The 22,963-nt window shown below is 74.9% G+C and carries 18 protein-coding genes; 6 read left to right on the top strand and 12 right to left on the bottom strand.

All coding sequences use genetic code 11. The features are described 5' to 3' along the window. Positions 1-28: 28 nt before the first annotated feature. Complete coding sequence (locus DMP17_RS34600; RefSeq protein ID WP_226357530.1) at positions 29-1,825, bottom strand: ABC transporter ATP-binding protein; 1,797 nt, start codon at positions 1,823-1,825, stop codon at positions 29-31. Then, a complete protein-coding gene (locus DMP17_RS34595) occupies positions 1,822-3,552 on the bottom strand; it encodes an ABC transporter ATP-binding protein (protein WP_337831739.1) in 1,731 nt (576 codons plus the stop codon). Before DMP17_RS34595 ends, DMP17_RS34600 begins: the two co-directional genes overlap by 4 nt. Before the next feature lie 125 nt (positions 3,553-3,677). Between DMP17_RS34595 and DMP17_RS34590 the strand changes: the two genes are divergently transcribed. Beyond that, positions 3,678-4,616 carry a methionyl-tRNA formyltransferase gene (locus DMP17_RS34590; RefSeq protein WP_226350664.1) on the top strand — a complete coding sequence of 313 codons (939 nt, stop codon included), beginning with the start codon at positions 3,678-3,680 and terminating at the stop codon, positions 4,614-4,616. Positions 4,617-4,674: 58 nt separating this feature from the next. Here DMP17_RS34590 and DMP17_RS34585 read toward each other — a convergent pair whose 3' ends face one another. The 3 genes from DMP17_RS34585 to DMP17_RS34575 all read right to left on the bottom strand — a co-directional run bounded on the left by DMP17_RS34585 (position 4,675) and on the right by DMP17_RS34575 (position 8,376). Next, positions 4,675-5,664, bottom strand: coding sequence for an ABC transporter substrate-binding protein (locus DMP17_RS34585; RefSeq protein WP_337831738.1), 990 nt, complete (start codon positions 5,662-5,664; stop codon positions 4,675-4,677). Between the two features lie 106 nt (positions 5,665-5,770). Beyond that, the gene (locus DMP17_RS34580) at positions 5,771-7,207 is read right to left on the bottom strand and encodes a pyridoxal phosphate-dependent decarboxylase family protein (RefSeq protein ID WP_337831737.1); all 1,437 of its coding nucleotides are present in this window, start codon (positions 7,205-7,207) and stop codon (positions 5,771-5,773) included. 11 nt (positions 7,208-7,218) lie between these two features. Continuing rightward, positions 7,219-8,376 carry a GTP-binding protein gene (locus DMP17_RS34575; RefSeq protein ID WP_337831736.1) on the bottom strand — a complete coding sequence of 386 codons (1,158 nt, stop codon included), beginning with the start codon at positions 8,374-8,376 and terminating at the stop codon, positions 7,219-7,221. Between the two features lie 185 nt (positions 8,377-8,561). Between DMP17_RS34575 and trpS the strand changes: the two genes are divergently transcribed. Further along, positions 8,562-9,629, top strand: a complete 1,068-nt coding sequence (trpS, locus tag DMP17_RS34570) for a tryptophan--tRNA ligase (RefSeq protein ID WP_226350668.1) — start codon at positions 8,562-8,564, stop codon at positions 9,627-9,629. Here trpS and DMP17_RS34565 read toward each other — a convergent pair. After that, positions 9,601-10,245: an MOSC domain-containing protein gene (locus DMP17_RS34565; protein WP_226350669.1), complete on the bottom strand. Its 645-nt coding sequence runs from the start codon at positions 10,243-10,245 to the stop codon at positions 9,601-9,603. The genes trpS and DMP17_RS34565 overlap by 29 nt on opposite strands. A gap of 48 nt (positions 10,246-10,293) precedes the next feature. Continuing rightward, positions 10,294-11,805: a long-chain-fatty-acid--CoA ligase gene (locus tag DMP17_RS34560; RefSeq protein WP_443217987.1), complete on the bottom strand. Its 1,512-nt coding sequence runs from the start codon at positions 11,803-11,805 to the stop codon at positions 10,294-10,296. A 115-nt stretch (positions 11,806-11,920) separates the two neighbouring features. On the opposite strand from DMP17_RS34560, the gene DMP17_RS34555 reads away from it, so the two are divergent. Beyond that, positions 11,921-13,132: an MFS transporter gene (locus tag DMP17_RS34555; protein ID WP_337831734.1), complete on the top strand. Its 1,212-nt coding sequence runs from the start codon at positions 11,921-11,923 to the stop codon at positions 13,130-13,132. Positions 13,133-13,171: 39 nt separating this feature from the next. Here DMP17_RS34555 and DMP17_RS34550 read toward each other — a convergent pair whose 3' ends face one another. The 3 genes from DMP17_RS34550 to DMP17_RS34540 form a co-directional block, all read right to left on the bottom strand. Beyond that, a complete protein-coding gene (locus DMP17_RS34550) occupies positions 13,172-14,707 on the bottom strand; it encodes an acyl-CoA synthetase (RefSeq protein ID WP_337831733.1) in 1,536 nt (511 codons plus the stop codon). Positions 14,708-14,803: 96 nt separating this feature from the next. Next, positions 14,804-15,148 carry a histone-like nucleoid-structuring protein Lsr2 gene (locus DMP17_RS34545; RefSeq protein ID WP_337831732.1) on the bottom strand — a complete coding sequence of 115 codons (345 nt, stop codon included), beginning with the start codon at positions 15,146-15,148 and terminating at the stop codon, positions 14,804-14,806. Positions 15,149-15,367: 219 nt separating this feature from the next. Next, positions 15,368-16,507, bottom strand: coding sequence for an MBL fold metallo-hydrolase (locus tag DMP17_RS34540; protein ID WP_337831731.1), 1,140 nt, complete (start codon positions 16,505-16,507; stop codon positions 15,368-15,370). A gap of 51 nt (positions 16,508-16,558) precedes the next feature. On the opposite strand from DMP17_RS34540, the gene DMP17_RS34535 reads away from it, so the two are divergent. Both DMP17_RS34535 and DMP17_RS34530 read left to right on the top strand, forming a co-directional pair. After that, on the top strand, positions 16,559-17,329 hold the full coding sequence (locus tag DMP17_RS34535) for an enoyl-CoA hydratase-related protein (RefSeq protein WP_226350674.1): 771 nt from the start codon (positions 16,559-16,561) through the stop codon (positions 17,327-17,329). Between the two features lie 137 nt (positions 17,330-17,466). After that, on the top strand, positions 17,467-17,958 hold the full coding sequence (locus DMP17_RS34530) for a MarR family winged helix-turn-helix transcriptional regulator (protein WP_226350675.1): 492 nt from the start codon (positions 17,467-17,469) through the stop codon (positions 17,956-17,958). A gap of 4 nt (positions 17,959-17,962) precedes the next feature. Here DMP17_RS34530 and DMP17_RS34525 read toward each other — a convergent pair whose 3' ends face one another. After that, positions 17,963-19,249, bottom strand: a complete 1,287-nt coding sequence (locus tag DMP17_RS34525) for an acyl-CoA dehydrogenase family protein (protein WP_226350676.1) — start codon at positions 19,247-19,249, stop codon at positions 17,963-17,965. A 636-nt stretch (positions 19,250-19,885) separates the two neighbouring features. On the opposite strand from DMP17_RS34525, the gene DMP17_RS34520 reads away from it, so the two are divergent. After that, on the top strand, positions 19,886-21,490 hold the full coding sequence (locus DMP17_RS34520; protein WP_226364882.1) for an AMP-binding protein: 1,605 nt from the start codon (positions 19,886-19,888) through the stop codon (positions 21,488-21,490). Between the two features lie 18 nt (positions 21,491-21,508). On the opposite strand, the gene DMP17_RS34515 is transcribed toward DMP17_RS34520, so the two are convergent. Next, a complete protein-coding gene (locus DMP17_RS34515; RefSeq protein WP_337831730.1) occupies positions 21,509-22,951 on the bottom strand; it encodes an MFS transporter in 1,443 nt (480 codons plus the stop codon). Positions 22,952-22,963: the final 12 nt, after the last annotated feature.

The following is a 22,963-nucleotide window of genomic DNA, read 5'->3' as shown; positions in this document are numbered from 1 at the left end:
TCCCGGGCCAGGTCAAGAGACCCTTACCTCAGGCGCCGGTACGCCGGACGGGCTCGCCGCGCAGGCCCGTCCAGGCCTGCCACAGCTGGGCGAACCGGCCGCCGGAGGCGACCAGCTCGGCGTGCGTGCCGGTCTCCGCGGTCCGCCCGGCCTCGAGCACCAGCACGAGGTCGGCGTCGGCGACCTGACTGAGCCGGTGCGCCACGACGACGGCCGTGCGACCCGCCAGCGCGGCGTCGGCGGCGCGCTCCAGCTCCGCCGCGCCGGCGCTGCCGGCCTCGGCGGTCGCCTCGTCGAGGATCACCACCGGCGGGTCGGCCAGCACCAGCCGGGCCAGCGCGAGCTGCTGGGACTGCACCACGGTCAGGGCGTGCCCGGTGTCCCCGACGACGGTCTCCAGCCCGTCGGGCAGCCGGTCCACCCAGGGCGCCGCGCCGACCGTGGCCAGGGCGGCGCGCAGGTCGTCGTCGGTGGCGTCCGGGCGGGCCAGGCGCAGGTCCTCGGCGAGCGGCCCGGCGAACACGTGCACCTCCTGGGTCACCAGGACGACCGGCGCCCGCCCGCCGCGGTGGTCGATGCGCTCCAGCGGCACGCCGCCGATCTCGACGACCCCGGCGTCCGGGGTGTGCATCCCGGCGACGAGCTTGGCCAGCGTGGACTTGCCCGCACCGCTGGTGCCGACCAGCGCGACCCGGGTGCCGGGGGCGAGGTCGAGGTCCACCCCGGACAGCGCCGGGTGGCCGTCGACGTAGGAGTGGGTAAGGCCGCGCACCCGCACCCGGGCGTCGGCGGGCACGGCCGGGTCCGCCGGCGGGGCGGGCGGGTCGATCTCGGCGACGCCGACGATGCGCCGCAGCCCGGCGACCGCGGACTGGGCGGCGTCGAGCTGGAACAGCATGATGTTGATCGGCGTGAACAGGTTGATGAAGTACAGCGCCGCCGCGCTCGCCGTACCGATCGTCGTGCTGCCGCTGCCGACCAGCACGAACCCGGCGACCAGCACCCCGCTCAGGCCGAGGACCTCACCGGCGTTGAGCCGGCCGAAGAAGCGGGTCTGCAGCACCACGAGCCGCTGCCCGATCCCGGCGACGGCCTCGGCGCGGGCACGGACCCGGTCCAGGTGGTCGTCGGTGAGGCGGAACGCGCGCACCGTGCTCACCCCGGCCGCGGTGTCGAGCAGCTGCTGCTGCTGGGCCCCGCCCGCGATGCGCTCGTCGTCGTAGAGCGGGCCGGAGTGGCGCAGGAACCAGCGGGCGGTGACCACCTGGATCGGCACCGCCAGCAGCGCGCCGAGCAGGAACCGCCAGTCCAGGGCGGCGAGCGCGACCAGGGTCAGGCCGATGATCAGCGCGGCCCTGGCGAACTCGGGCAGTGCCTCGCGCACCGCCTCGCCGACGACCTTGACGTCGTCGGTGACGCGCGAGGTGAGGTCACCGGACCCGGCCTGCTCCAGGGTCTCCAGCGGCAGGTCCAGCGCGCGGGCGACGAAGCGCTCCCGCAGCCGGGCCAGCATCGTCTCCCCGACCCGGGCGATCAGCGCGATCCCGGCGAAGGCGAGCACACCCTGGACGACCGCGACCCCGGCCAGGGCGGCGACCGGCGCGGTCAGCGCGGACGGCTCCGACCCCCGCGCGGCGAGGTCGACGATCCGGCCCAGCAGCGGTGCCGCGACCAGGCTCACCGCCGCCCCGGCGACCAGGGCGACGAGTGCGGCGACGGCGGTCCCACGGCGCGGGGCCAGCAGCTCGCCGAGGACGGCGCGGGTGCGGCGCCCGTCGGCGACGGGCAGCAGGCGGGGTCCGGACGGCTCGGTCCCGGTGGTCATCCGGTCACCACCCTGCGGTAGTCGGTGTCGTCGGTCATCAGCTCGGTGTGTGTCGCGTCCGCGACGACGCGGCCCTCGCGCAGCACCACCACGCGGTCGGTGACCGCGAGCAGCGCCGGGCTGGTCGTGAGGAGCACGGTCGTGCGGCCGGTGCGGTGCTCGCGCAGCCGGGCCGCGATCTCGGACTCGGTGACGGCGTCGACGGCCGTCGTGGGGTCGTGCAGCACCAGGACCGGGGGGTCGGCGGCCAGCGCCCTGGCCAGTGCGACCCGCTGGCGCTGCCCGCCCGACAGCGAGCTGCCGCGCGAGGTCACCGGGGTGTCCGCACCCTGCGGGAGGGCCTCGACGGCCTGGTCGGCGCGGGCCGCGGCCATCGCCGCGACCGTCGCGGACCCCGGGGCGCCGTCGCCGGTCGCGGCGGTGACGTTGTCCAGGACGGTGCCGGTGAACAGGTGCGCGTCGTGCGCCGCGACCAGCAGCGTGGACCGGGTGGCGGCCGGGGCGAGGTCGTCGACGCCGGTGCCGCCGAGCAGGATCCGCCCGGAGTCGGGTGCGACGTCGCGGGCCAGGCAGCGGGCGAGCGCGGTCGCCGCGGACGGGTCGGGGGCGACCACGCCGAGCAGCTGACCGGCGGGCACCTCCAGGTCGAGGCCGTCGAGGGGGCCGTGCCGCAGCCCGGTGACCGCCAGCGCGGCGGCGGGGTCGGTGGGGCCGGCGTCCCGGCCGTCGCGGCCGGGGCCGACGGCGGGCGGTGCGGAGAGGATCTCGGCGATCCGCCCGGCCGAGGCCCGCGCCTGGGCGAAGCGCGCCCCGGCGATGCCGAGGGTCTGCAGCGGCCCGACGAGGAACTGGGCGAGCCCGACCGCGGAGACCAGGTTGCCGACGGTGATGGACCCGTCGAGGGCGAGCAGACCGCCGACGAGCGCGATGACCGCGAGGAACAGGCCGTTCGCGAGCTGGACGGTGCCGAGGAACCCGGCCTCGGCGCGGGTCGCCCGCAGCGTGGCGCCCAGCGCGGTGCGGCTGCTGGCCGCGTACTGCTCGGCCGCGGCGGGCCCGGCGCCCAGTCCCTTGAGGACGCGGATGCCGGACACGAGGTCGGCGGCGGTGCCGGCGGCGCGCGCGGCCCGCTCCTGCTCGGCGCCGCTGCGCCGCTCCAGCGGCCGCCCGACCCGGCCGATCAGCCACAGCAGCGGCGGGGTGCCGAGCAGGATGAGCAGGCCCAGGGGGAGCGAGATCCGCAGCAGCGCGACGGCGGCGACCACGAGCGCGGCCGCGGCGGCCGCGGCCGTGGGGATCCAGAAGTTCATCACGGCGACGCGCTTGGCGTCGGCCACGGCGATCGAGGTGATCGAGCCGGGCAGCCTGCCGGTCTCGGCGCCGCCGCGGTGGTCCAGCAGCCGGGCCGCCACCCGGGTGCGCAGCCCGGCGTCGGCACGCAGGTCGGCGTGCAGGGCCTGCCGTGCGCCGAACCGGTAGCTGTAGGACAGCATCGCGAAGTCCGCGGCCAGCACGAGCAGCCAGATCACCAGGCTGCCGACGTCGCCGGTCGCGACCGCGCGGTCGATGACGACGCCCACCAGGACCGGCACCAGCGCCTCTCCGACCTGGTGCCCGCACAGCAGGACGGTCGCCGCCGCGACCCGGCCGCGGAACGACCTGATGGTGCTGCGGACCACCTCCCGTGCGGTGACCTGCGTGTCACCGGTGCCCCTGTGCTCGGTCATGAAGGGAGGCTAACCTCACCGACGCGCGGCGATCATGACGGTGGGTGTGTGGTCCGCCGCTTTCCGGGTCGCGCACCGTCCGGCGCCCGTCGTCGCGCCGCATCCCAGGAGGAGGTCGACATCCCGTGCGTGTCGTGTTGTTCGGTTACCAGAAGTGGGGAGCCCGGCTGCTCGCCGACCTGCTGGACTCGCGGCACGAGGTGGTGCTCGTCGTCAGCCACCCGGAGGAGGGCGAGCCGTCCCCGGTGATCTTCCAGGAGTCGCTCGGCGACCTGGCCCGTGAGCACGGGATCCCGGTGCTCTACCGGGAGAAGGCCGTCGACGCCGAGCTGGTCACCGCGATCACCGGCTCCGGCGCCGAGATCGGGGTGGCCTGCAACTGGCGCACCTGGATCTCCCCGGAGGTGTTCTCCGCCCCGCCGCGCGGCACGGTCAACACCCACGACTCGCTGCTCCCGCGCTACGCCGGGTTCTCCCCGCTCAACTGGGCGCTGATCAACGGCGAGAGCCAGGTGGGCGTGACCGCGCACTGGATGGACGCCGAGCTCGACCGCGGCCCGATCATCTGCCAGCGCACCGTGCCGGTCACCCCGACCGACACCACCGAGGACCTGTTCGAGCGCACCGTGCTCCTGTTCGGACCGCTCGCGCTCGAGGCGTTCGACCGGGTCGAGCACGGTCCGCACGAGTGGCTCACCCAGGACCCGGCGCACGCGTCGTTCTTCCACAAGCGGGCCGACGAGGACAACCGCATCCCCTGGGACCGTCCGGCCGCCGACCTGGTCAACCTGGTGCGCGCGCAGACCGGGCCGTACCCGAACGCCTGGTGCCTGCACGAGGGCGCGCGGCTTCGGGTGCTGGAGGCGACGGTGTCGCGGGAGCGCTGCGGCGGGACCAACGGGCGGATCTTCGCCCGCGAGGGGAGCGGGGTGGTCGTCGTCGCCGGGCCGGACGCCTGGCGCGGCGGTCAGTACGGCCTGGTCCTGCAGCGGGTGCGCGACGCCGACGGTGTCGAGCACGTCGCCGGTGACCACTTCCGCCGCATGGGGGGCTACCTGACCTGAGGGTCCCGGCGGGGCACCGGTGGACGTGACGTCCACGTCCACCGGTGCACGGCCGGCGTCAGTTGCCGGGGGCCTGGCCCTTGAGCGCCGCGTCGAGCTGCGGCGCGACGGTGTCGATGGCGTAGGGCAGCGACAGCGGGCTGGAGTAGCCGAGCGCGGCGGCGAACTCGGTCTCGAACGGCCCGAGGTAGGCGACCCGGCCCTGCTGGACCGCCGGGATCGCGCGGAACACCGGGTCGGCCTCGGACTCGGCGCGCGACCGGCCCAGCACCACGAGCACGTCGCTGTCGAGGTCGCCCTGGCGCTCCAGCGAGAGGGTCTGCGAGTCCGGCCGGACGGTGAAGCCGAGGCCGGCGAAGATCTGGGCGCGCAGGTCGTCGGTGCCCATGTCGTAGGGGACGCCCTCGATGAAGAAGTCCATCTTGAGGTTCTTGCCCGCGAAGTCGGGGTGGGCGGCCTTGGCCTCGTCGAACGTCGCGCGGGTCGCGGTGATGACCTGCTCGGCCTGCTCGGTGCGGCCGGTGGCCTGCCCGGTGATGCGGGTCTGCTCCTCCCAGCCCGCGGCGTTCGTGCCGTCGGGGGTGCCCTGGGCGACGGTCGGCGCGATCTGCGACAGCGCGGTGTAGGTCGCCTGGTCCATGAAGGAGTAGACGCCGAGGATCAGGTCGGGCTTGAGCGCGGCGACCTGCTCGACCGGGATCTCGAACCCGGTCAGCAGCTGCGGCTGCGTCCCGCCGAGTGCCTCCTGCGCCCAGGGGCGCTTCGCGTAGTCGTAGTCGCCGATGTTCTCGCGGACCCCGACCGGCTTCACGCCGAGGGCGAGGGCGAAGTCGGCGTCGTTGAAGCCCACGGTCACGACCCGCTGCGGCGCGGCGGGGATCGTCGTCTGCCCGAAGGCGTGGGTGAGGGTGACCGGGAACGCTCCGGTGGGGGCGTCGCCGGCGGGGGCGGGCTGTGCCGCGTCGCCGGAGCCCCCGGAGGAGCAGCCGGCGAGTGCCAGCAGCAGGACCACGCACGCGGCGAGCGCGCGGAGCAGGGGTCGGGGCATGGGGGCGGTCCTTTCGACGGGACCCGTGCGGGCGGGGTGCACCGGGCGCCGGGGGATCAGGTCAGTACACCCTTCCGGGTGGACAGGCGAACCTTACCCATGGCGGTCACGATCGGGCAGACAGGACATCCCACACGATGTCGAGGTGCTCGCGGCCCGTGGTGACCCCGCCGAACGCCACCCGCACCACCGGGTGCCCGTCGACCTCGGTGCCGGTGAGCAGCACCCGTCCGTCGGCGTTGGCCCGCTCCAGCAGCGCGGTGGTCGCGGCGTCGCCGGAGCGCGAGCGCAGGCAGACCAGTGACAGCACCGGTGCGCACGCCAGCTCCAGGTCGTCGTGCCCGCGGACCCGCTCGGCCAGCTCGGCGGCGAGGTCCACGTGCCCGCGCAGGTGCGACCGCAGCCCGGACAGCCCCTGGCCGTGGAGCACCGCCCACAGCTTCAGCGCCCGGAACCGCCGCCCGAGCGGGACCTGCCAGTCCCGGAAGTCCACGACGGCGCCGGAGTCGGAGTGCGCGTCGCGCAGGTAGGCCGGGGTGATCGACAACGCGGCCGGCAGCGCGCGGGCGTCGCGCACCCAGAGCAGCGAGGCGTCGAACGCGGTGAGCAGCCACTTGTGGGCGTCGGTGCAGAAGGAGTCGACGCCGGGCCCCGGGCCCGGGTTCACGCCGTCGAGCACCCAGCGGTGCTCCGGGCAGAGCGCCGCGACGCCCGCCCACGCGGCGTCGACGTGCACCCAGGCCCGGTACGGCCGCGCCGCCGTGACCAGCGCCGCGACCGGGTCGCTCGACCCGGTCGAGGTCGTCCCGACCGTCGCGCACACCAGCACCGGGACCAGCCCGGCGGCGACGTCCGCGGCGAGGGTGTCGGCCAGCGCGGCCGGGTCCATCGCCCGGGAGCCCGGGGTGCACGGGACGGTCCGCAGCCCGTCGGAGCCGAGCCCGGCCACCCGCACCGCCTTGGCCAGCGACGAGTGCGTCTCGGCCGTGACGTAGACGCGCTCCCGGCCGGTCACCCCGCGCACCCGCCAGCCGGAGTCCGGGTCCGGTGCGGCCCGGTGCAGCGCGGCGGTCAGCGCGACCAGCGCCGCCGAGGACGCCGAGTCCTGGATCGAGCCGCCCCCGCCGCCGTCGTGGGTGAACGTCTCGTCCAGCCCGAGCGCCCTGGCCAGCTGGTCGGTGACCGCCTGCTCCACCTCGGTGCACGCGGGCGAGGTCGACCAGAGCATCCCCTGCGCCCCGGCGCCGCCGGAGAGCAGCTCGCCGAGCAGCGAGGTCAGCGAGGCGTTCGCCGGGAAGAACGCGTGGAACCCGGGGTGCTGCCAGCGGGTATCGGCGTCACCGGTGACGGTCTCGACCAGCGACGGGAACGCCGCGAGCGGCTCGGGGTCCTCGTTCGCCTCGCGGGGGAAGCGGGCCCGCACGGTGCCGGGCTCGACGACGTCGCGGACCGGGTGGCGTTCGATCCCGGCGCGGGCGTCGGCGACGGCGTCGACGAACAGGTGGCCGAGGGCGCGGAACTCGTCCGGGGTGAGGTCGGGCACGTGCCCGGACGCTACCCGGCCGCGGGCGCGTGTTCGTGGATCCCGTGGTCGTGCAGGTCGTCGAGGTCCCAGGCGGGCAGGGGGTCGTCCAGGTCGCGCCAGGAGCAGGGCCCGGCGAGCAGCTCGTCGTCGGTGAGCAGGGCCGGGTCGAGGCGCGCGGTGACGGCGTCGCGGGTCAGGCCGAGCCCGATGAACACGATCTCCTGCCCGCGCGGCCCGTCGAACGACGACCACGGCGCCGCCGGGTCCAGCGCCATGTTCGGGCCGGCCTGCGACCACATCCCGGCGACGTCGGGCCGGGTCGCCAGCCAGCAGAAGCCCTTGCTGCGCAGCAGGCCCGGCCACTCGCCGAGCGCGTCGAGCAGCCGCGCCGGGTGGAACGGGCGCGCCGCCCGCCAGGTGACGCTCGCGATCCCGTACTCCTCGGTCTCGGGGGTGTGCGAGCCGTTCAGCTCCTGGGCCCAGCCCGGCGTCGCCGAGGCCGCCGCCGGGTCGTGGCGACGGGTGTCGAGCAGGTCGGCGACCGGCACGTCCCCGCGCACGGCGCGCACGAGGCGGGCGCCCGGGTTCATCCGCGACAGCAGCGCCTCGATCCGGCCCAGCGCGTGCGGCGTGACGAGGTCGGTCTTGTTGAGCACCAGCAGGTCCGCGAACTCGACCTGGTCGGCGAGCAGGTCCGACAGGGTCCGCTCGTCGCCCTGCGCCGCCTGCAGCTCGCGGTCGGCGAGCGAATCCTCGGTGGTCAGGAGGGTCTCGAAGGTCGAGGCGTCGACGAGGGTGACCATCGTGTCCAGCCGCGCGACGTCGGAGAGCGCGGTGCCGTCGTCGAAGGTCCACTCGAACGTCGCCGCGACCGGCATCGGCTCGGAGATCCCGGTCGACTCGACGACGATGTGGTCGTAGCGCCCCTCCGCGGCCAGCTCGCCGACCGTGGTCAGCAGGTCCTCGCGCAGCGTGCAGCAGATGCAGCCGTTGGTGAGCTCGACCAGCTTCTCCTGGCTGCGGTGCAGGTCGACCAGCGCGCCGTCGATGTTGACCTCGCTCATGTCGTTGACGACGACGGCGATCCGCCTGCCCGCGCGGTTCGCGAGCAGGTGCTCCAGCAGCGTCGTCTTCCCCGCGCCGAGGAAGCCGGACAGGATCGTGACGGGAACGCGACGGTCGGCCATGCCAGTGATGATAACGATTGTCGATTGACCGGGTGTAAGGTGCCCCCGTGCGTTCCTCCCGTCCCGTCTGGTGGCGGCTGCTCCCCGCAGCCGCGTAGACGCACGTCACCGTCACCCCGGGCTGCCCGAGCAGCCCGGCGGCAACCGGTGTGTCTCGTGCAGCTCCCCGTTCCCAGGAGCTGATCATGGATTCCCTCGCCGCCACCGTCGCCCGGATGCCCGCGCTGCGTGCCGCCGTCGCCGCCGACCCGTCGTCGCACCGGGTGCTGACCGGGGAGCGGCCGACCGGCCCGCTGCACCTGGGGCACCTGGTGGGCACGATCTCCGAGCGCGTCCGGCTGCAACGGTCCGGGGTGGACGTGCTGGTGATCCTCGCCGACTACCAGGTGATCACCGACCGCGACGTCGCCGACCGGCTGGCCGAGCACGTCCGCGGCGCGGTGCTCGACCAGCTCGCCGCCGGGCTCGACCCGGACCGCACGACGGTGTTCGCCCACTCCGCGGTGCCCGCGCTGAACCAGCTCATGCTGCCGTTCCTGTCGCTGGTCACCGAGGCCGAGCTGCACCGCAACCCGACGGTGAAGGCCGAGCACGCCGCGTCCGGGCGCGCGTTGTCGGGGCTGCTGCTGACCTACCCGGTGCACCAGGCCGCGGACATCCTGTCCTGCCGCGCCGACCTCGTGCCGGTGGGCAAGGACCAGCTCCCGCACATCGAGCTCACCCGGGTGCTGGCCCGGCGCTTCGCCGAGCGCTACGGCCCGGTGTTCACCCCGCCCGAGCCGATGCTGACCGAGACCCCGGAGCTGCCCGGGCTCGACGGGCACAAGATGTCCAAGTCCCGCGGCAACGCCGTCCCGCTCGGCGCGACCGCCGACGAGACCGCGGCGCTCGTGCGCCGCGCCCGCACCGACCCCGAGCGGCGGATCACCGTCGACCCGGACGGCAGGCCCGGGGTGTACGGGCTGCTCACGACCGCGGCCCTGTGCCTGGGCCGCGACCCGCACGAGCTGGCCGCGACCCTGGACGGGGCCGCCGCGCTGAAGCGGCTCACCACCGACGCGGTCAACGACCACCTCGCCGGACACCGCGCGCGGCGCGCCGAGCTGGCCCGCGACCCCGGGCTCGTCGACGACGTGCTGGCCCGCGGCAACGCCCGCGCCAACGCGCTGGCCGACGAGACGCTCGACGCGGTCCGCACGGCCATGGGGATGCGCTACGGCCGGGTCAGCGCCGGGACGCGGTCCGCTTCGTGACGGTCTCCCGGATCTCCGGCAGCAGGTGCTCACCCGCGGCCAGGAGGTCCGGGAGCCGGGCCGGCTCGGCGAGCAGCGCCCGGAACGCGTCGGCGACGGTGACGCCGTGCCCGGGCCGGTGCTCGACGGTCACGGCGTCGCCGGCGCGGATCTCGCCGGGGGACAGGACCCGCAGGTAGGCGCCGGGGCGGGCGGCCGCGGTGAACCGCTTCACCCAGCCCGCCCGCTCCAGGTGCGCGGCGAAGGTCCGACACGGGATGCGCGGCGCGGTCACCTGCAGCAGCACCCCGCCGACCCGCCAGCGCTCGCCCAGCTCCGCGCCGCACACGTCGACGCCGCGGGTGGTGAGGTTCTCCCCGAACATCCCCGCCCGCAGCGGGCCCAGCTCGGCGGCGAAGGACTCCAGGTCCTCCCGGGCGTAGGCGTAGACGGCCTGGTCCGGGCCGCCGTGGTGGTCGGCGTCGCAGATCGTGTCGCCGGCCAGCCCGCTCGCCGCGGGCGCCGGGACGTCCACCCGGACCGGACCGGGTACCGGCCGCTTGTCGATACCCGAGGCCCCCGCCTTGGCGAGGATCGGACGGGACACCCCGGTGTTCACGGACTCCACGACGGACACCCCCGCGACGCTAGGCGTCCCACCGCCGCCGACGCGAGCGGGTTCGTCTCACACGGACCCGTGGACGCGGCGCAGCTCGGTCTTGAGCACCTTGCCCGACGGGTTGCGCGGCAACGCCTCCACCAGTGCGAGCCGGCTCGGCTGCTTGTAGCGGGCCAGCCGGTCGGCGCACCACGCGGTGAGCGTGTCCAGGTCCGGCGGGGCCGCGGGGTCGGCGGGCACGACCACGGCGAGCGGGGTCTCGCCCCAGCGCGGGTCGGGCACCCCGACGACCGCGACGTCGGCGACGCCCGGGTGCGCGGCCAGCACCTCCTCGACCTCGGCGCTGTACACGTTCTCCCCGCCGGAGATGATCATGTCCTTGGCGCGGTCGACGACGTAGTAGAAGCCGTCCGGGTCCTCGCGCACCAGGTCACCGGAGTGGAACCAGCCGCCGCGGAACGCCTCGGCCGTCGCCTCCGGGCGGCCCCAGTACTCCCGCATCACGGTCGGACCGCGGTAGACGATCTCGCCGACCTCGCCGCGCGGCACGTCGTTCATCTCCGCGTCGACCACCCGCACCTCGACGCCGACCATCGGCGTCCCCACCGAGCCGATCTTGCGCACCGAGTCCTCGCCGCGCAGCGCGCAGGTGACCGGGCTGCACTCGGTCTGCCCGAACGCGGTGACCACCATGGCCTCCGGGAACGTGTCGATCATGGTGCGGATCAGCGTCGTCGACGCGGGAGCGGCACCCCAGGTGATCCGGCGCAGCGCCGACAGGTCCCGCTGCGCGATGCCGGGCACGGCGCAGATCGCCTGCCACTGCGCCGGGACGAAGAAGCACGACGACACCCGCTCCCGCTCCAGGGTGTCGACCGTCGCGACCGGGTCGAAGCCGCCCGACGGCGGGATGATCACCCGGCCGCCCGCGATCAGGGTCGGGAGCATCCCGGACAGCCCGGCGATGTGGAACAGCGGCGCCCCCGACATCGAGACCCGGTCGTCGCCCGTGGTGCCCAGGTGTGTGATCGACAGGAACGCGTGCAGCATCAGGTTGCGGTGGGTCAGCACCGCGCCCTTCGGGCGGCCGGTCGTGCCCGAGGTGTACATGATGTAGGCGGGCTCGTCGTCGGCGACGTCGTCGCCCCAGTCGCCGGGACCGGTCCCGGCGAGCAGTGCGTCGAACCCGTCGCCGAGAGTGAGCACCGTCCGCACCGACGGGGCCTGCTTCCGCGCCGACTCCACCGTGGCGGCGAAGGCGTCGTCGCACAGCACCGCCACCGGGGTGCAGTCGGTCAGCTGGAACGCGACCTCGCCCGCGGTCAGCCGGAAGTTCAGCGGCACGCAGATCGCGCCGCGACGCAGCACCGCCAGGTAGCTCTCGACGAGCTCGACGGAGTTGAGCCCGAGCACCGCGACCCGGTCCCCGCGGTCGACCCCCCGGTCGGCGAGCACGGTCGCCAGCCGGGACACCCGGTCGTCGAGCTGCGCCCAGGTCCGCGACGTCCGCGGGTCGGCCAGCGCCGGCCCGTCCGGTGCGGTCCGTGCGTGCCGCGCGACGACGTCCGCCGCGGTCATCCCGTGTCCCGTGATCGTGCCCACCGGTGGCCTCCCGAGCCTCGACTGCCCCGCCACTGTGGTCCCGCTCACCCCGGTGGGGCAAGATCACGGCCCGCCGTGCAGGGTGACGCCGGTGAGCACGACCCCCGACGGAGCCGACCCCGGCGGTGCCGTCCCCGACGGCACCCGGCGGCTCCGGCTGCTGCAGCTGGCGTCGCTGACGAGCACCGTCGACCGGTTCGCGATCGCGCCGCTGCTGGTGCCGATCGCCGCGTCGTTCTCGGCGCCGCTGGCCGCGGCGGCCGGTGCGGCCGGGGGCTACTTCCTCGCCTACGGCCTCATGCAGGTCGTGTGGGGGGTGCTGTCCGACCGGATCGGCCGGGTCCGGGTGATGCGCCTGGCCCTGGTCGGCGCGGTGCTGGGCGGGGTCGCCTCGGTGCTGGCCCCGACGCTGGCGGTGCTGGTCGTCGCCCGGGTCGTCACCGGCGCGTGCACGGCGGCGCTGATCCCGGCGGCGCTGGTCTACGTCGGTGACACCTGGCCCGCCGCGGTCCGGCAGCGGCCGCTGTCGGACCTGCTCGCCGCGACCGCGCTCGGCACCGCCGTCGCCACGGCCGGGGCGGGACTGCTCGCCGACCTGGCCGGGTGGCGCGTCGTCCTCGGGACGACGGCGGCCGGCTGCGCGGTGCTGTTCGTCGCGCTGCGGGCGCTGCCCGAACCCGACGGCGCCCGCACCACCTCGCGCGGGATCGTCGACGCGGTGCTCCGCCCGCTGGCCGCGGTCGCCGGGAACGGCTGGGCGCGGCTGGTGCTGGCGCTCGCCTTCGTCGAGGGCGCCGTCGTGCTCGGGGTGCTGACCTACCTGGCCCCGTCGCTGCAGGCCGGGGGCAGCTCCGCCGCGCTGGCCGGGCTCGCCGCCGGGGGCTACGGCGTCGGCGCGGTGCTGTTCTCCCGGGTCGTGCGACGCCTGGTCGGGCGCCTGCGCCCGGCCGCGCTGGCCGGCACCGGCGGCGGGTTCCTCGTCGTCGCCTGGGTGTTCCCGCTGGTCGTCGTGCACCCGGTGACGGTCGCCGCGGCCGGGCTCTGCCTGGGTGGGGCGTGGGCGTTCCTGCACTCGACCCTGCAGACCTGGGCGACCGAGGTCGTCCCGCAGGCCCGCGCGACCGCCGTCGCGCTGTTCGCGACGCTGCTGTTCCTGGGCAGCTCGGCCGGGACCACGCTGGGTGCCCCGCTGGCCGACGCCGGGCGTTTCGCCCCGCTGTTCGCCGCCGCCCTGGTGGCCTCGGTGCCGCTGGCGCTGGTCGCCGCCTGGACCCGCGCCCGCTACGCCCGCCGGGCCACCTGACCTCCCCCGCGCCGCGGGCGACGCGGGGGAGGGGTGAGGTCACACGTAGCGGTCGCGCAGCTCCCGCTTGACCAGCTTGCCGGTGGGGGTGCGCGGCAGGAAGTCGGTGAAGTCCACCGACGACGGCGCCTTGTAGTGCGCGATCCGCTCCCGCACGAAGTCGATCAGCTCGCGCTCCAGCTCCGGGCCGGCGTCGACGCCCTCCGGGGGCTGGACGACGGCCTTGACCTTCTCGCCCATCTCGTCGTCGGGCACCCCGATGACGGCGACGTCGAGCACCTTCGGGTGCAGCGCGAGGGCGTCCTCGACCTCCTGCGGGTAGATGTTCACCCCGCCCGAGATGATCATGAACGCCTTGCGGTCGGTGAGGAAGAGGTAGCCGTCCTCGTCGAGGTAGCCCAGGTCCCCGGTGGTGGTCCAGTTCTCGTGCTCGGGGTGGGTCGCGGCGAGGGTCTTGCCCGGGTCGTTGTGGTACTCGAACGGCCGGACGTCGCGCTCGAAGTAGACCGTCCCGATCTCGCCCGGGGCCAGGACGGCGCCGGTGTCGTCGGCGATCCGGATGGTGCCGAGCCCGGCGCGCCCGACCGAGCCGGGACGCTCGCTCCACTGCGCCGAGTCGATGAAGGTGATGCCGTTGGACTCGGTCGCGGCGTAGTACTCGTGCAGGACCGGGCCCCACCAGTCGATCATCGCCTGCTTGACGTCCACCGGGCACGGCGCGGCCGCGTGGACCGCGACCCGCATCGAGGACACGTCGTAGGAGGCGCGGACGGACTCCGGGAGCTTGAGCATCCGCACGAACATCGTCGGCACCCACTGCGAGTGGGTGACCGAGTACTTCTGGATCAGCGCCAGCGCCTTCTCGGGGTCGAAGCGCTCCATCACCACGACGGTGCCCCCGAGCGCCTGCACCGTGGCGGTGAACCGCAGCGGCGCGGCGTGGTAGAGCGGGGCCGGGTTCAGGTAGACGGTGTCGGTGTCGAAGCCGTACATCGACCCGAACAGGGCCTGGTAGGTGTCGCCCGGCTCGTCGACCTGCCGGTCGGGCAGCGTCGGCTTGATGCCCTTGGGGCGGCCGGTGGTGCCCGAGGAGTAGAGCATGTCCGCGCCGCGCGGCTGGTCGGCCGGCGGCTCGGCGGACACCGCGGCGAGGGTCTCGTCGTAGTCGGCGTAACGCGACGCACCGGGGATCTCGCCCCCGAAGGCCAGCCGCACCGGGGTGTCGACGTGGTCCTCGATCGCCGCGGCCAGACCGGCGACACCGGCGGAGACGACGAGCGCCTTCGCGCCGCAGTCCCGCACGATGTAGGCCGCCTCGGGCGCGGACAGGTGGTGGTTCACCGCGGTGATGTAGAGCCCCGACCGCTGGGCGGCCCAGTACACCTCGTAGACCCGCGCGGTGTTCTCCGCGACGAGCGCGACGACGTCGCCCCGCTGCAGACCGGCCGCACGCAGGTGGTTCGCGAGCCGGGCGGACCCCTCCTCCAGCTCACGGAAGGTCAGGGTCGCGCCCGAGCCCCCCATGATCACGGCCGGCTTGTCGGGGGTCGTCGCGGCATGCGTGCCTGGGTACATCGGGGCCTCTCCGTCGGGGCGCGCCGCGGATCGCCCGGCGCACGTCTCTCGTCGGCCCGATCCTGCCATCCGGGGCGACCCCGGCGGCGGCAGCGGTCAGGAGTGCGCGTTCTGATAGGCCTCGAGAACCGAGGACGGGATACGCCCGCGCTCGGAGATCTTCATGCCCTGGGCCACCGCCCATTCCCGCACGGCGCGGTTCGCGGCGCGTTCCGAGGCGCTGGAACCGTTCGACGACGAGGCGCCGGAAGCGGGACTGCGCCGACCGGACCCGCGACGGGCGGCCGCGACGTAGGGCGCCAACGATTCCCGCAGCTTCTCGGCATTCTTGGTGGACAGGTCGATCTCGTAGGCGCGGCCGTCGACGGAGAACTCCACCTGCTCGTCGGCCTCGGTGCCGTCGAGGTCGTCGACCAGTGTGACGGTCGTCTGCTGCGCCACGTCGTCATTCCTTCCACGGGGGAATCACCGGATCGGCCGGAGACGGGAATCGCCCGGTCGGAGCCGGAACCGATTCTTCGGGCAGAACGATAAAGGATGCCGAACCGACCTGTCGAACCCCTACCCGGAAATAGTCCGGCGCCGTCGTTTCGGGTCGGGGGATACGGCGTCCGGGCGACGGGAATGGGCGAAAAGGGTCAGCGGTGAACGTGACGCGAATCAGCGCGCGGTCGGCCACCACGGTTCGGTGGGAACCGCGGCGCGGGCGTCGTCGACGGTCGTGACGCCGGTCAGGTCGATCCGCTCGCCCGGGCGCGGCAGGGCCAGGACCACGTCCTGGTCGGCGGCGGCCTTGCGGGCCCGCTCGGCGGGCTCGTCCCACGGGTGGAAGCCCAGGTTGAACGTCGCCCAGTGGATCGGCAGCAGCACCCGGCCGCCCAGCTCGCGGTGCGCGGCGACGGCCTGCTCCGGGTCGGCGTGGATGTCGGGCCACAGGTCGGCGTAGGCGCCGATCGGCAGCACCGTCAGGTCGAACGGGCCGTGCGCGGCCCCGGTGCGCGCGTGCGCCCGGGTGGCGCCGGTGTCCCCGCCCAGGTAGGCGGTGTGCCGCGGCCCGGCGACCTTCCAGGCTGCCCACAGCGTCGTGTTGCGGCGCAGCCCGCGCCCGGAGAAGTGCCGGGTCTCCAAGCAGGTCAGCTCCAGCCCGGCGACGGTCACCACGCCCTCCCAGTCGCGCTCGACGACCCGGTGCCCTGGCACGCCCCAGGCCCGCAGGTGCGCGCCCACCCCGAGCGGGCCGACGAACACCGCGGACGTGTCGCGGGCCAGCGCGGTGACCGTCGGGCGGTCGAGGTGGTCGTAGTGATCGTGGCTGATCACGACGACGTCCGGGGACCCCAGCGCGGACAGCGGCCCGACCGGCGGGTGCAGGCGGCGCGGCCCGAAGCGCGGCACGGGGGAGGCGTACTCCGACCAGACCGGGTCGACCAGTACCCGCCGGCCGTCGATCTCCAGCAGCACCCCGGCGTGACCCAGCCAGGTCACCGCCAGCCCGGCGGGCGCGTCGGGGGTCCGCAGCGGCGCGAGCGGCACCGTGGCCGGCGCGACGCCCTCGGACCGGCGGCCCACCAGCATGTTCAGGATCATCCGGGCCGAGGCCTTGGCCCGCGGCAGACCCGGCTCGGTGTTGGCGAACACGCCGTCGACGGCGTTCGGCGACCCGGAGGCGATCCGGTGGAGCTCGCCCGCGCGGGCCCCCATGTTGCGGCGCACGTGCACGCCGAGCGCGGCGAGGGCCCCGGTCAGGGCGAGCGGGACGGACAGGACGGACGCGGTCGGGACGCGCTTGCTGCGGGACACGATCACCACAGTACGAACGCCCGGGCCCGCTCCCCACCTACAGTCACGATCGTGACGGACGGCATGACGGGGACACGGGTGACCACCGAGCGGCACGGGCACGTGCTCCTGATCCGGATGACGCGGCCGGACAAGCGCAACGCCGTCGACGCGGCGATGACGGCCGGGCTCGACGAGGCGCTCAACACCCTCGACGACGACCCGGACCTGTGGTGCGGCGTGCTCGCCGGGGACGCGACGGCGTTCAGCGCGGGCACCGACCTGGCCGCGGGCTCCGGCGGGCCGACGCCGCGCGGCGGCAACTACGGCGTCGTCCGGCGGGACCGGCGGCGCCCGCTGATCGCGGCCGTCGAGGGCGTCGCCTACGGCGGCGGGTTCGAGATCGTGCTGGCCTGCGACATGGTCGTCGCGTCGACGACGGCGCGGTTCGGGCTGCCCGAGGTCGCCCGTGGCCTGGTCGCGAACTGCGGGGCGCTGTTCCGGGCGCCGCGGCCGCTGCCGCTCAACATCGCCAAGCAGCTGCTGGTCACCGGGCGCCCGCTGGACGCCGAGCGCGCGTACACCCTGGGCCTGGTCTCCGAGCTCGTCGAGCCGGGCGGGGCGGAGGCGGCGGCGCTGGCGCTCGCGGCCGCGGTGTGCGAGAACTCGCCGCTGGCGGTGTCGGTGTCGCTGCGCGCGCTGGAACGTGTGGTGTCCGAGCCGGACGAGCGCGGCTGGAACGCCACCGAGATCGCCTCGGCGGCGATCGACCGGTCCGCGGACAAGACCGAGGGGATCGCGGCGTTCCTGGAGAAGCGCCCGCCGCGCTGGACGGGGCGCTGACCCGGCCCCGGTACGCCGCCGCGCCGGACCCCCGCCCGGTACGCCGCCGCGCCGGACCCCCGCCCGGTACGCCGCCGCGCCGGCCGGAGCGCTGACCCGCGCCCGGTATGTCGCCGCACGCGACTAGGCTCGTCGGTATGCCTGCCCGGACGCGACGTGAGGACCTGGTCGCGCTGCTGCAGGACTACGCGGGCGAGGCCGAGCTGCTCGGCCAGGAGTTCGCCGGGCGGCACCGGCTGCACCCCACCGACCTGCACGCGCTGCTCGCGGTGATGCGCGCGGACTCCGCGGGCGAACCGCTCACCCCGGGCGTCCTCGGTGCCCGGCTCGGGCTGTCCACCGGTGCGACGACCGCGCTCGTCGACCGCCTGGAGCGCGCCGGCCACGTGCGCCGCAGCCGCGAGTCCACCGACCGGCGGCGGGTGACCCTGCGCCAGGCCGAGAACGCCGCCGAGGTCGGCGGGGCGTTCTTCGGCCCGCTCGGTGCCCGGATGGACGCCGTGCTCGCCGGCTTCGACGACGACGAGCTCGCCGCCGCGGCCCGCTTCCTCACCGCGATGAACGCGCTGGTCGCGGACTACCGCGCCGACCTCGCCTCCGGGCCGGCGCGGAAGTCCACGCCGGCCTGAGGCATCAGGCGTTCGCCGCCGCGGTGTCCAGGTACTCCGCGAACTTGCGGCGCGCGGCCTCGGTGCGGGTCGGGACGTGCTCGGTGGGGACCTCCACCGGGGTGTAGCCGCGCAGGATGCGCCGCGCGACGGACTCCTTGTGCACCTCGTCGGGACCGTCGTAGATGCGCGCGGCCCGGGCCGCCCGGTACATCTGCTCCAGCGGCAGGTCCCCGGAGAAGCCCAGCGAGCCGTGCACCTGGATCGCACGGTCGATCACGTCGTGCAGCACCTTCGCGCCCCAGTACTTGATCATCCCGATCTCGATCCGGGCGTTCGAGGCGCCGACCTGGTCCATCGTCCACGCCGCGTGCAGGGTCAGCAGTCGCGCCGCGGCCATGTCCGCCGCCGACTGCGCGATCATGTCCTGCACCATCTGCTTGTCGGCGAGCCGCGTCCCGCTCGCCGTCCGCGACACCGCGCGCTCGCAGAGCATGTCGAACGCCCGCCGGGACTGGCCCAGCCAGCGCATCGCGTGATGGATGCGCCCCGGGCCGAGCCGCTGCTGGGCGAGCCGGAACCCGTCGCCGGGGTTGCCGACGAGGTTCGTCGCCGGTACCCGGACGTCGCGGTAGAACACCTCGGCGTGGCCGCCGTAGATCTCGCCGCCGACGTCGGGGTGGTCCATCACCGGGATGTCGCGGGCGACGTCGAGGCCCGGGGTGTCGGTCGGGACGACGATCATCGAGGCCCGCTGGTACGGCGGCGCGTCCGGGTCGGTCACCACCATCGCGATCAGGAAGTCCGAGCCGGTGGCGTTCGAGGAGAACCACTTGTGACCGTTGATGACGTAGTCGTCGCCGTCGCGCACGGCCCGGGTGGACAGCATCGTCGGGTCCGCGCCGGCGCCGGGCTCGGTCATCGAGAAGCAGGACCGCAGCTCACCGCGCAGCAGCGGGTGCATCCAGCGTTCCTTCTGCTCCGGCGACCCGCCGATCGCGAGCAGCTCGGCGTTGCCCGAGTCGGGGGCCTGGTTGCCGAACACCCCCGGCGCGTAGCGGCACTGGCCGAGGATCTCGTGCATCAGCCCGAGGGAGACCTGGCCGAACCCGCCGCCGCCGAGCTCCGGGGGCAGGTGCGCCGCCCACAGACCCTGCTCCTTGACCTGCTCCTTGAGCGGGGCGGTGATCCGGGCGAAGGTCTCCCGGTCCAGGTCGAGGGTCTCCAGCGGGATGATCTCGTCGCGGACGAAGCCGCGCATCCACTTCAGCTTCTCCTCGAACTCCGGATCGGTGCTGAAGTCCCACGCCATTGCGTCCGCCTCCCGACGAGCCTCGTTGCCACTGCGAACGTAACCCAGCCCGCCACGACGGGGACAGGGCCGCCGCCGAGCCGGTGGTCGACGGTGCCGGTAGCCGACGGTGCCATGTGTCGGTGGTCGGTGGTGCCCGTGGTCGGGCGGTGCCGGTAGCCGACGGTGCCGATAGTCGGTGGTGCCGGTGGTCGGTGGTCGACGGTGCCCGTGGTCGGGCGGTGCTGGCAGCCGACGGTGCCGACAGTCGGTGGTGCCGGTAGCCGACGGTGCGGTGATCGGCGGGGCCGGTGGTCGGTGGTCGGCCGAACCGGTGATCGACAGTGCGCGCGGAGATCCGCGGCCCGCGCGTGTCCGGACGCACGCGCGGAGCGGATCACCGCGCGGACGGTGGATCACCGCGCGGGAAGCGGATCACTGTGTGGGCGCGGATCACCGCGCAGGCTGCACATCGCGCGCGGGCTGCGAGTCACCGCGCCGACGGTCCCCCCCCCGGGCGGACGGTGCCCCCCGGGCCGACGGTGCCCCCCGGGCGGACGGTGGCCCCCCCGGGCAGGCAGTGGCCCCGGGCGGGCGGCAGATCTCCGGGTGGGCGGGGCGATTGCGTGCCCGGGCGCTGCCGGGGAGGCTCGGGGGATGACCGACGAGGCTCCCGTCCCCGTCCACCCGGCGGGTGTCCCGGCCGACCTGGTGGACCTGTCCTACGAGCCGCTGACCCCCACGGCGTTCCTCGACCGGGCCGCGGCGGCGCACGGCGACCGGGTCGCGGTCGTCGACGGCGACCTGCGGTTCACCTACACCGAGTTCCGCGACCGCTGCCGGCGCCTGGCGGGATCGCTCGCCGCGCTGCACGACGGGCGCCCGGTCGCGGTCCTCGTGCCGAACACCCACGTCGGGCTGGAGGCGGCGCACGCGGTCCCGTGGTCGGGGACGGCGCTGGTCGCGGTCAACACCCGGCTGTCGGCGGGCGAGGTCGCCTACATCCTGGAGCACTCCCGCGCCTCGGTGCTGGTGGCCGACCCGGTGTTCGACGACCTCGTCGACGAGGTCCTCGCCCGCCTCGACACCCCGCCGCACACGGTGCGGGTCGGCCCGGACTACGAGCGCCTCGTCGAGGAGGGGGAGCCCACCGCGGTGCGGCCCGCCGACGAGCGCGGCCTGCTGTCGATCAACTACACGTCCGGGACCACCGGGAACCCGAAGGGCGTGATGTACCACCACCGGGGCGCCTACCTGCAGGCGCTGGCGATGGTCGGCCACACCGGGCTGACCGCGTCGTCGGTGCACCTGTGGACGCTGCCGATGTTCCACTGCAACGGCTGGTGCTTCCCCTGGGCGGTCACCGCGGCCGCCGCGACCCACGTCTGCCTGCCGAAGGTCGAGCCGTCCCGGATCTGGGAGCTCGTGCGCGACCAGGGCGTCACCCACCTCAACGGCGCCCCCACCGTGCTGTCGATGATCGCCTACGCGCCGGAGGCCGGGCCGGTGGAGACCCCGGTGGCCGTCGCGACCGGGGGAGCACCGCCGAGCCCAGCGATCCTGCGCCGGATGGCCGAGCTCGGGTTCGAGGTGACCCACCTCTACGGGCTCACCGAGACCTTCGGCCCGGCGATGATCTGCGACTGGCGTCCGGAGTGGAACGACCTCGACGCCGACGCCCGGGCCCGGATGAAGGCCCGCCAGGGCGTCGGGAACATGATCGCCTGCGCCGTCCGGGTGATCGACGACGACGGCGCCGACGTCCCCGCCGACGGGGAGACGACCGGCCAGATCGCGTTGCGCGGCAACAACGTCATGCTCGGCTACCTCGACGACGAGCAGGCCACCCGCGACGCCGCGCCGGACGGCTGGTTCCGGACCGGCGACATCGGCGTCATGCACCCCGACGGCTACGTCGAGCTCCGCGACCGCTCCAAGGACGTGATCATCTCCGGTGGGGAGAACATCGCCAGCGTCGAGGTGGAGCAGGCCATCGCCGACCACCCGGCCGTGCTGGAGGTCGCGGTGATCGCCGTCCCCGACGAGCGGTGGGGCGAGGTCCCGGCCGCCTGGGTGACCCTGCGCGAGGGCGAGAGCGCCACCGAGGACGAGATCGTCGAGCACGTGCGCGGGCGGCTGGCGCGGTTCAAGGCGCCCAAGCGGGTCACCTTCGCCGAGCTGCCGAAGACCTCCACCGGGAAGATCCAGAAGTTCGTGCTGCGCGACGAGGCGTGGGCCGGGCAGGAGCGCCGGATCCGGTGACCGGGCGGCGGTGACGGGTCAGGGTGCGCCGGCGCCCTCCGCGCCCGGGCGTACCGGCGTCAGGCCGGGGACCCCGCCGTCGACGACCGGCGCCGGCCGCCGTTCGGCGACGGCGAGTACGAGCGCCAGCAGCGCGGCGACGCTGGCCGACCCGGCCAGGAGCACCCACCCGGCCCGGACCGCGCCGAACTCCGATGGCAGACCGGTGGTGTGTGCGCCGATCACCGAGACGAGCAGGGCGACCCCCAGCACCGACCCGACCTGGCGGGCGGTGTTGATCAGCGACGACCCCGAGCCCCACTGCGGGGCGGGCAGGGCGGAGCCGACGACGGAGGAGAGCGTGGGCAGGATCAGCCCGACCCCGAGCCCGGTCAGCAGCTGTCCGGGGAGCATGCCGACGGCGTAGTCGGGGGTGAGGCCGAGGTGGGCCAGCCACCAGAGGGGCCCGGCCGCGAAGGACAGGGCGCCGAGCCCCGCCGTCGGACCGACCCCGATCCGCGCCGCGAGCCGCCCGGCGAGCCGCGAGACGACCACCACGACCATCGGCCCCGGCGCGAGCGCCAGGCCCGCGGCCTGCGCCGTCCAGCCCCAGGTTCCGGTCAGGTAGAGGACGTTCACGACGAGCATGCCGGCGAAACCACAGGTGAACGCGACCATCGTCAGCGCGGCGAACCCCACGGACGGCACCCGGACGACCGCGAGGTCCAGGGCCGGGACCGCGTGCCGCCGCGACCGCACGACGACGGCGACGAGGCCGAGGACCGCGACCCCGGCGGCGGCGAGCACCTCGGTGGAGAGCCAGCCCCGGTCGGGGACGCGGACGAGGGCCCAGGCGAGCGCGCCGATGCCCATGACCAGTGCCAGGGCGCCGAGCAGGTCGGGCATCCCGGTGCGTTCGAGGTCGGACTCGCGCAGCGCCCGTGCCCCGGCCACCAGCGCCACGACCCCCACCGGGACGTTGACCAGGAACACCCAGTGCCACGACGCCTGCACGAGCAGCCCGCCCAGGGGAGGTCCCAGCGCCGCGGCGACGGCCCCGATCGAGGCCCAGGCTCCGACGGCCCGGCTGCGGCGCTCGGGCGGGTGGGCGGTGAGCAGCAGCGACAGCGAGGTGGGCATGACGAGGGCCGCGCCCACGGCCTGGACCGTCCGTGCGGCGACCAGCGACCACACGCTCGGCGCCATCGCGCAGGCGGCCGACGCGAGCGTGAACACGGCGAGGCCGACCAGGAAGATCCGCTTGTGGCCGACGCGGTCGGCCAGCCGCCCGGCGAGGGCGAGGAACGCCGCGAACACCACCGTGTATCCGTTGAGGATCCACGACATCTGCCCGAGGTCGGTGCCCGGGAACGCGGCACGGATGTCGGGGAAGGCGATGTTGACGATGAACAGGTCGAGGCTGGACAGGAACGCCGCCGCCGACGTGATGAGCAGGACGACACCGGGTCTGGGGGCGGGCATGGTCGTCCTCTC

This window comes from Pseudonocardia sp. TMWB2A, assembly GCF_017312135.1.
This window is presented reverse-complemented; position numbering and strand designations above follow the sequence as displayed.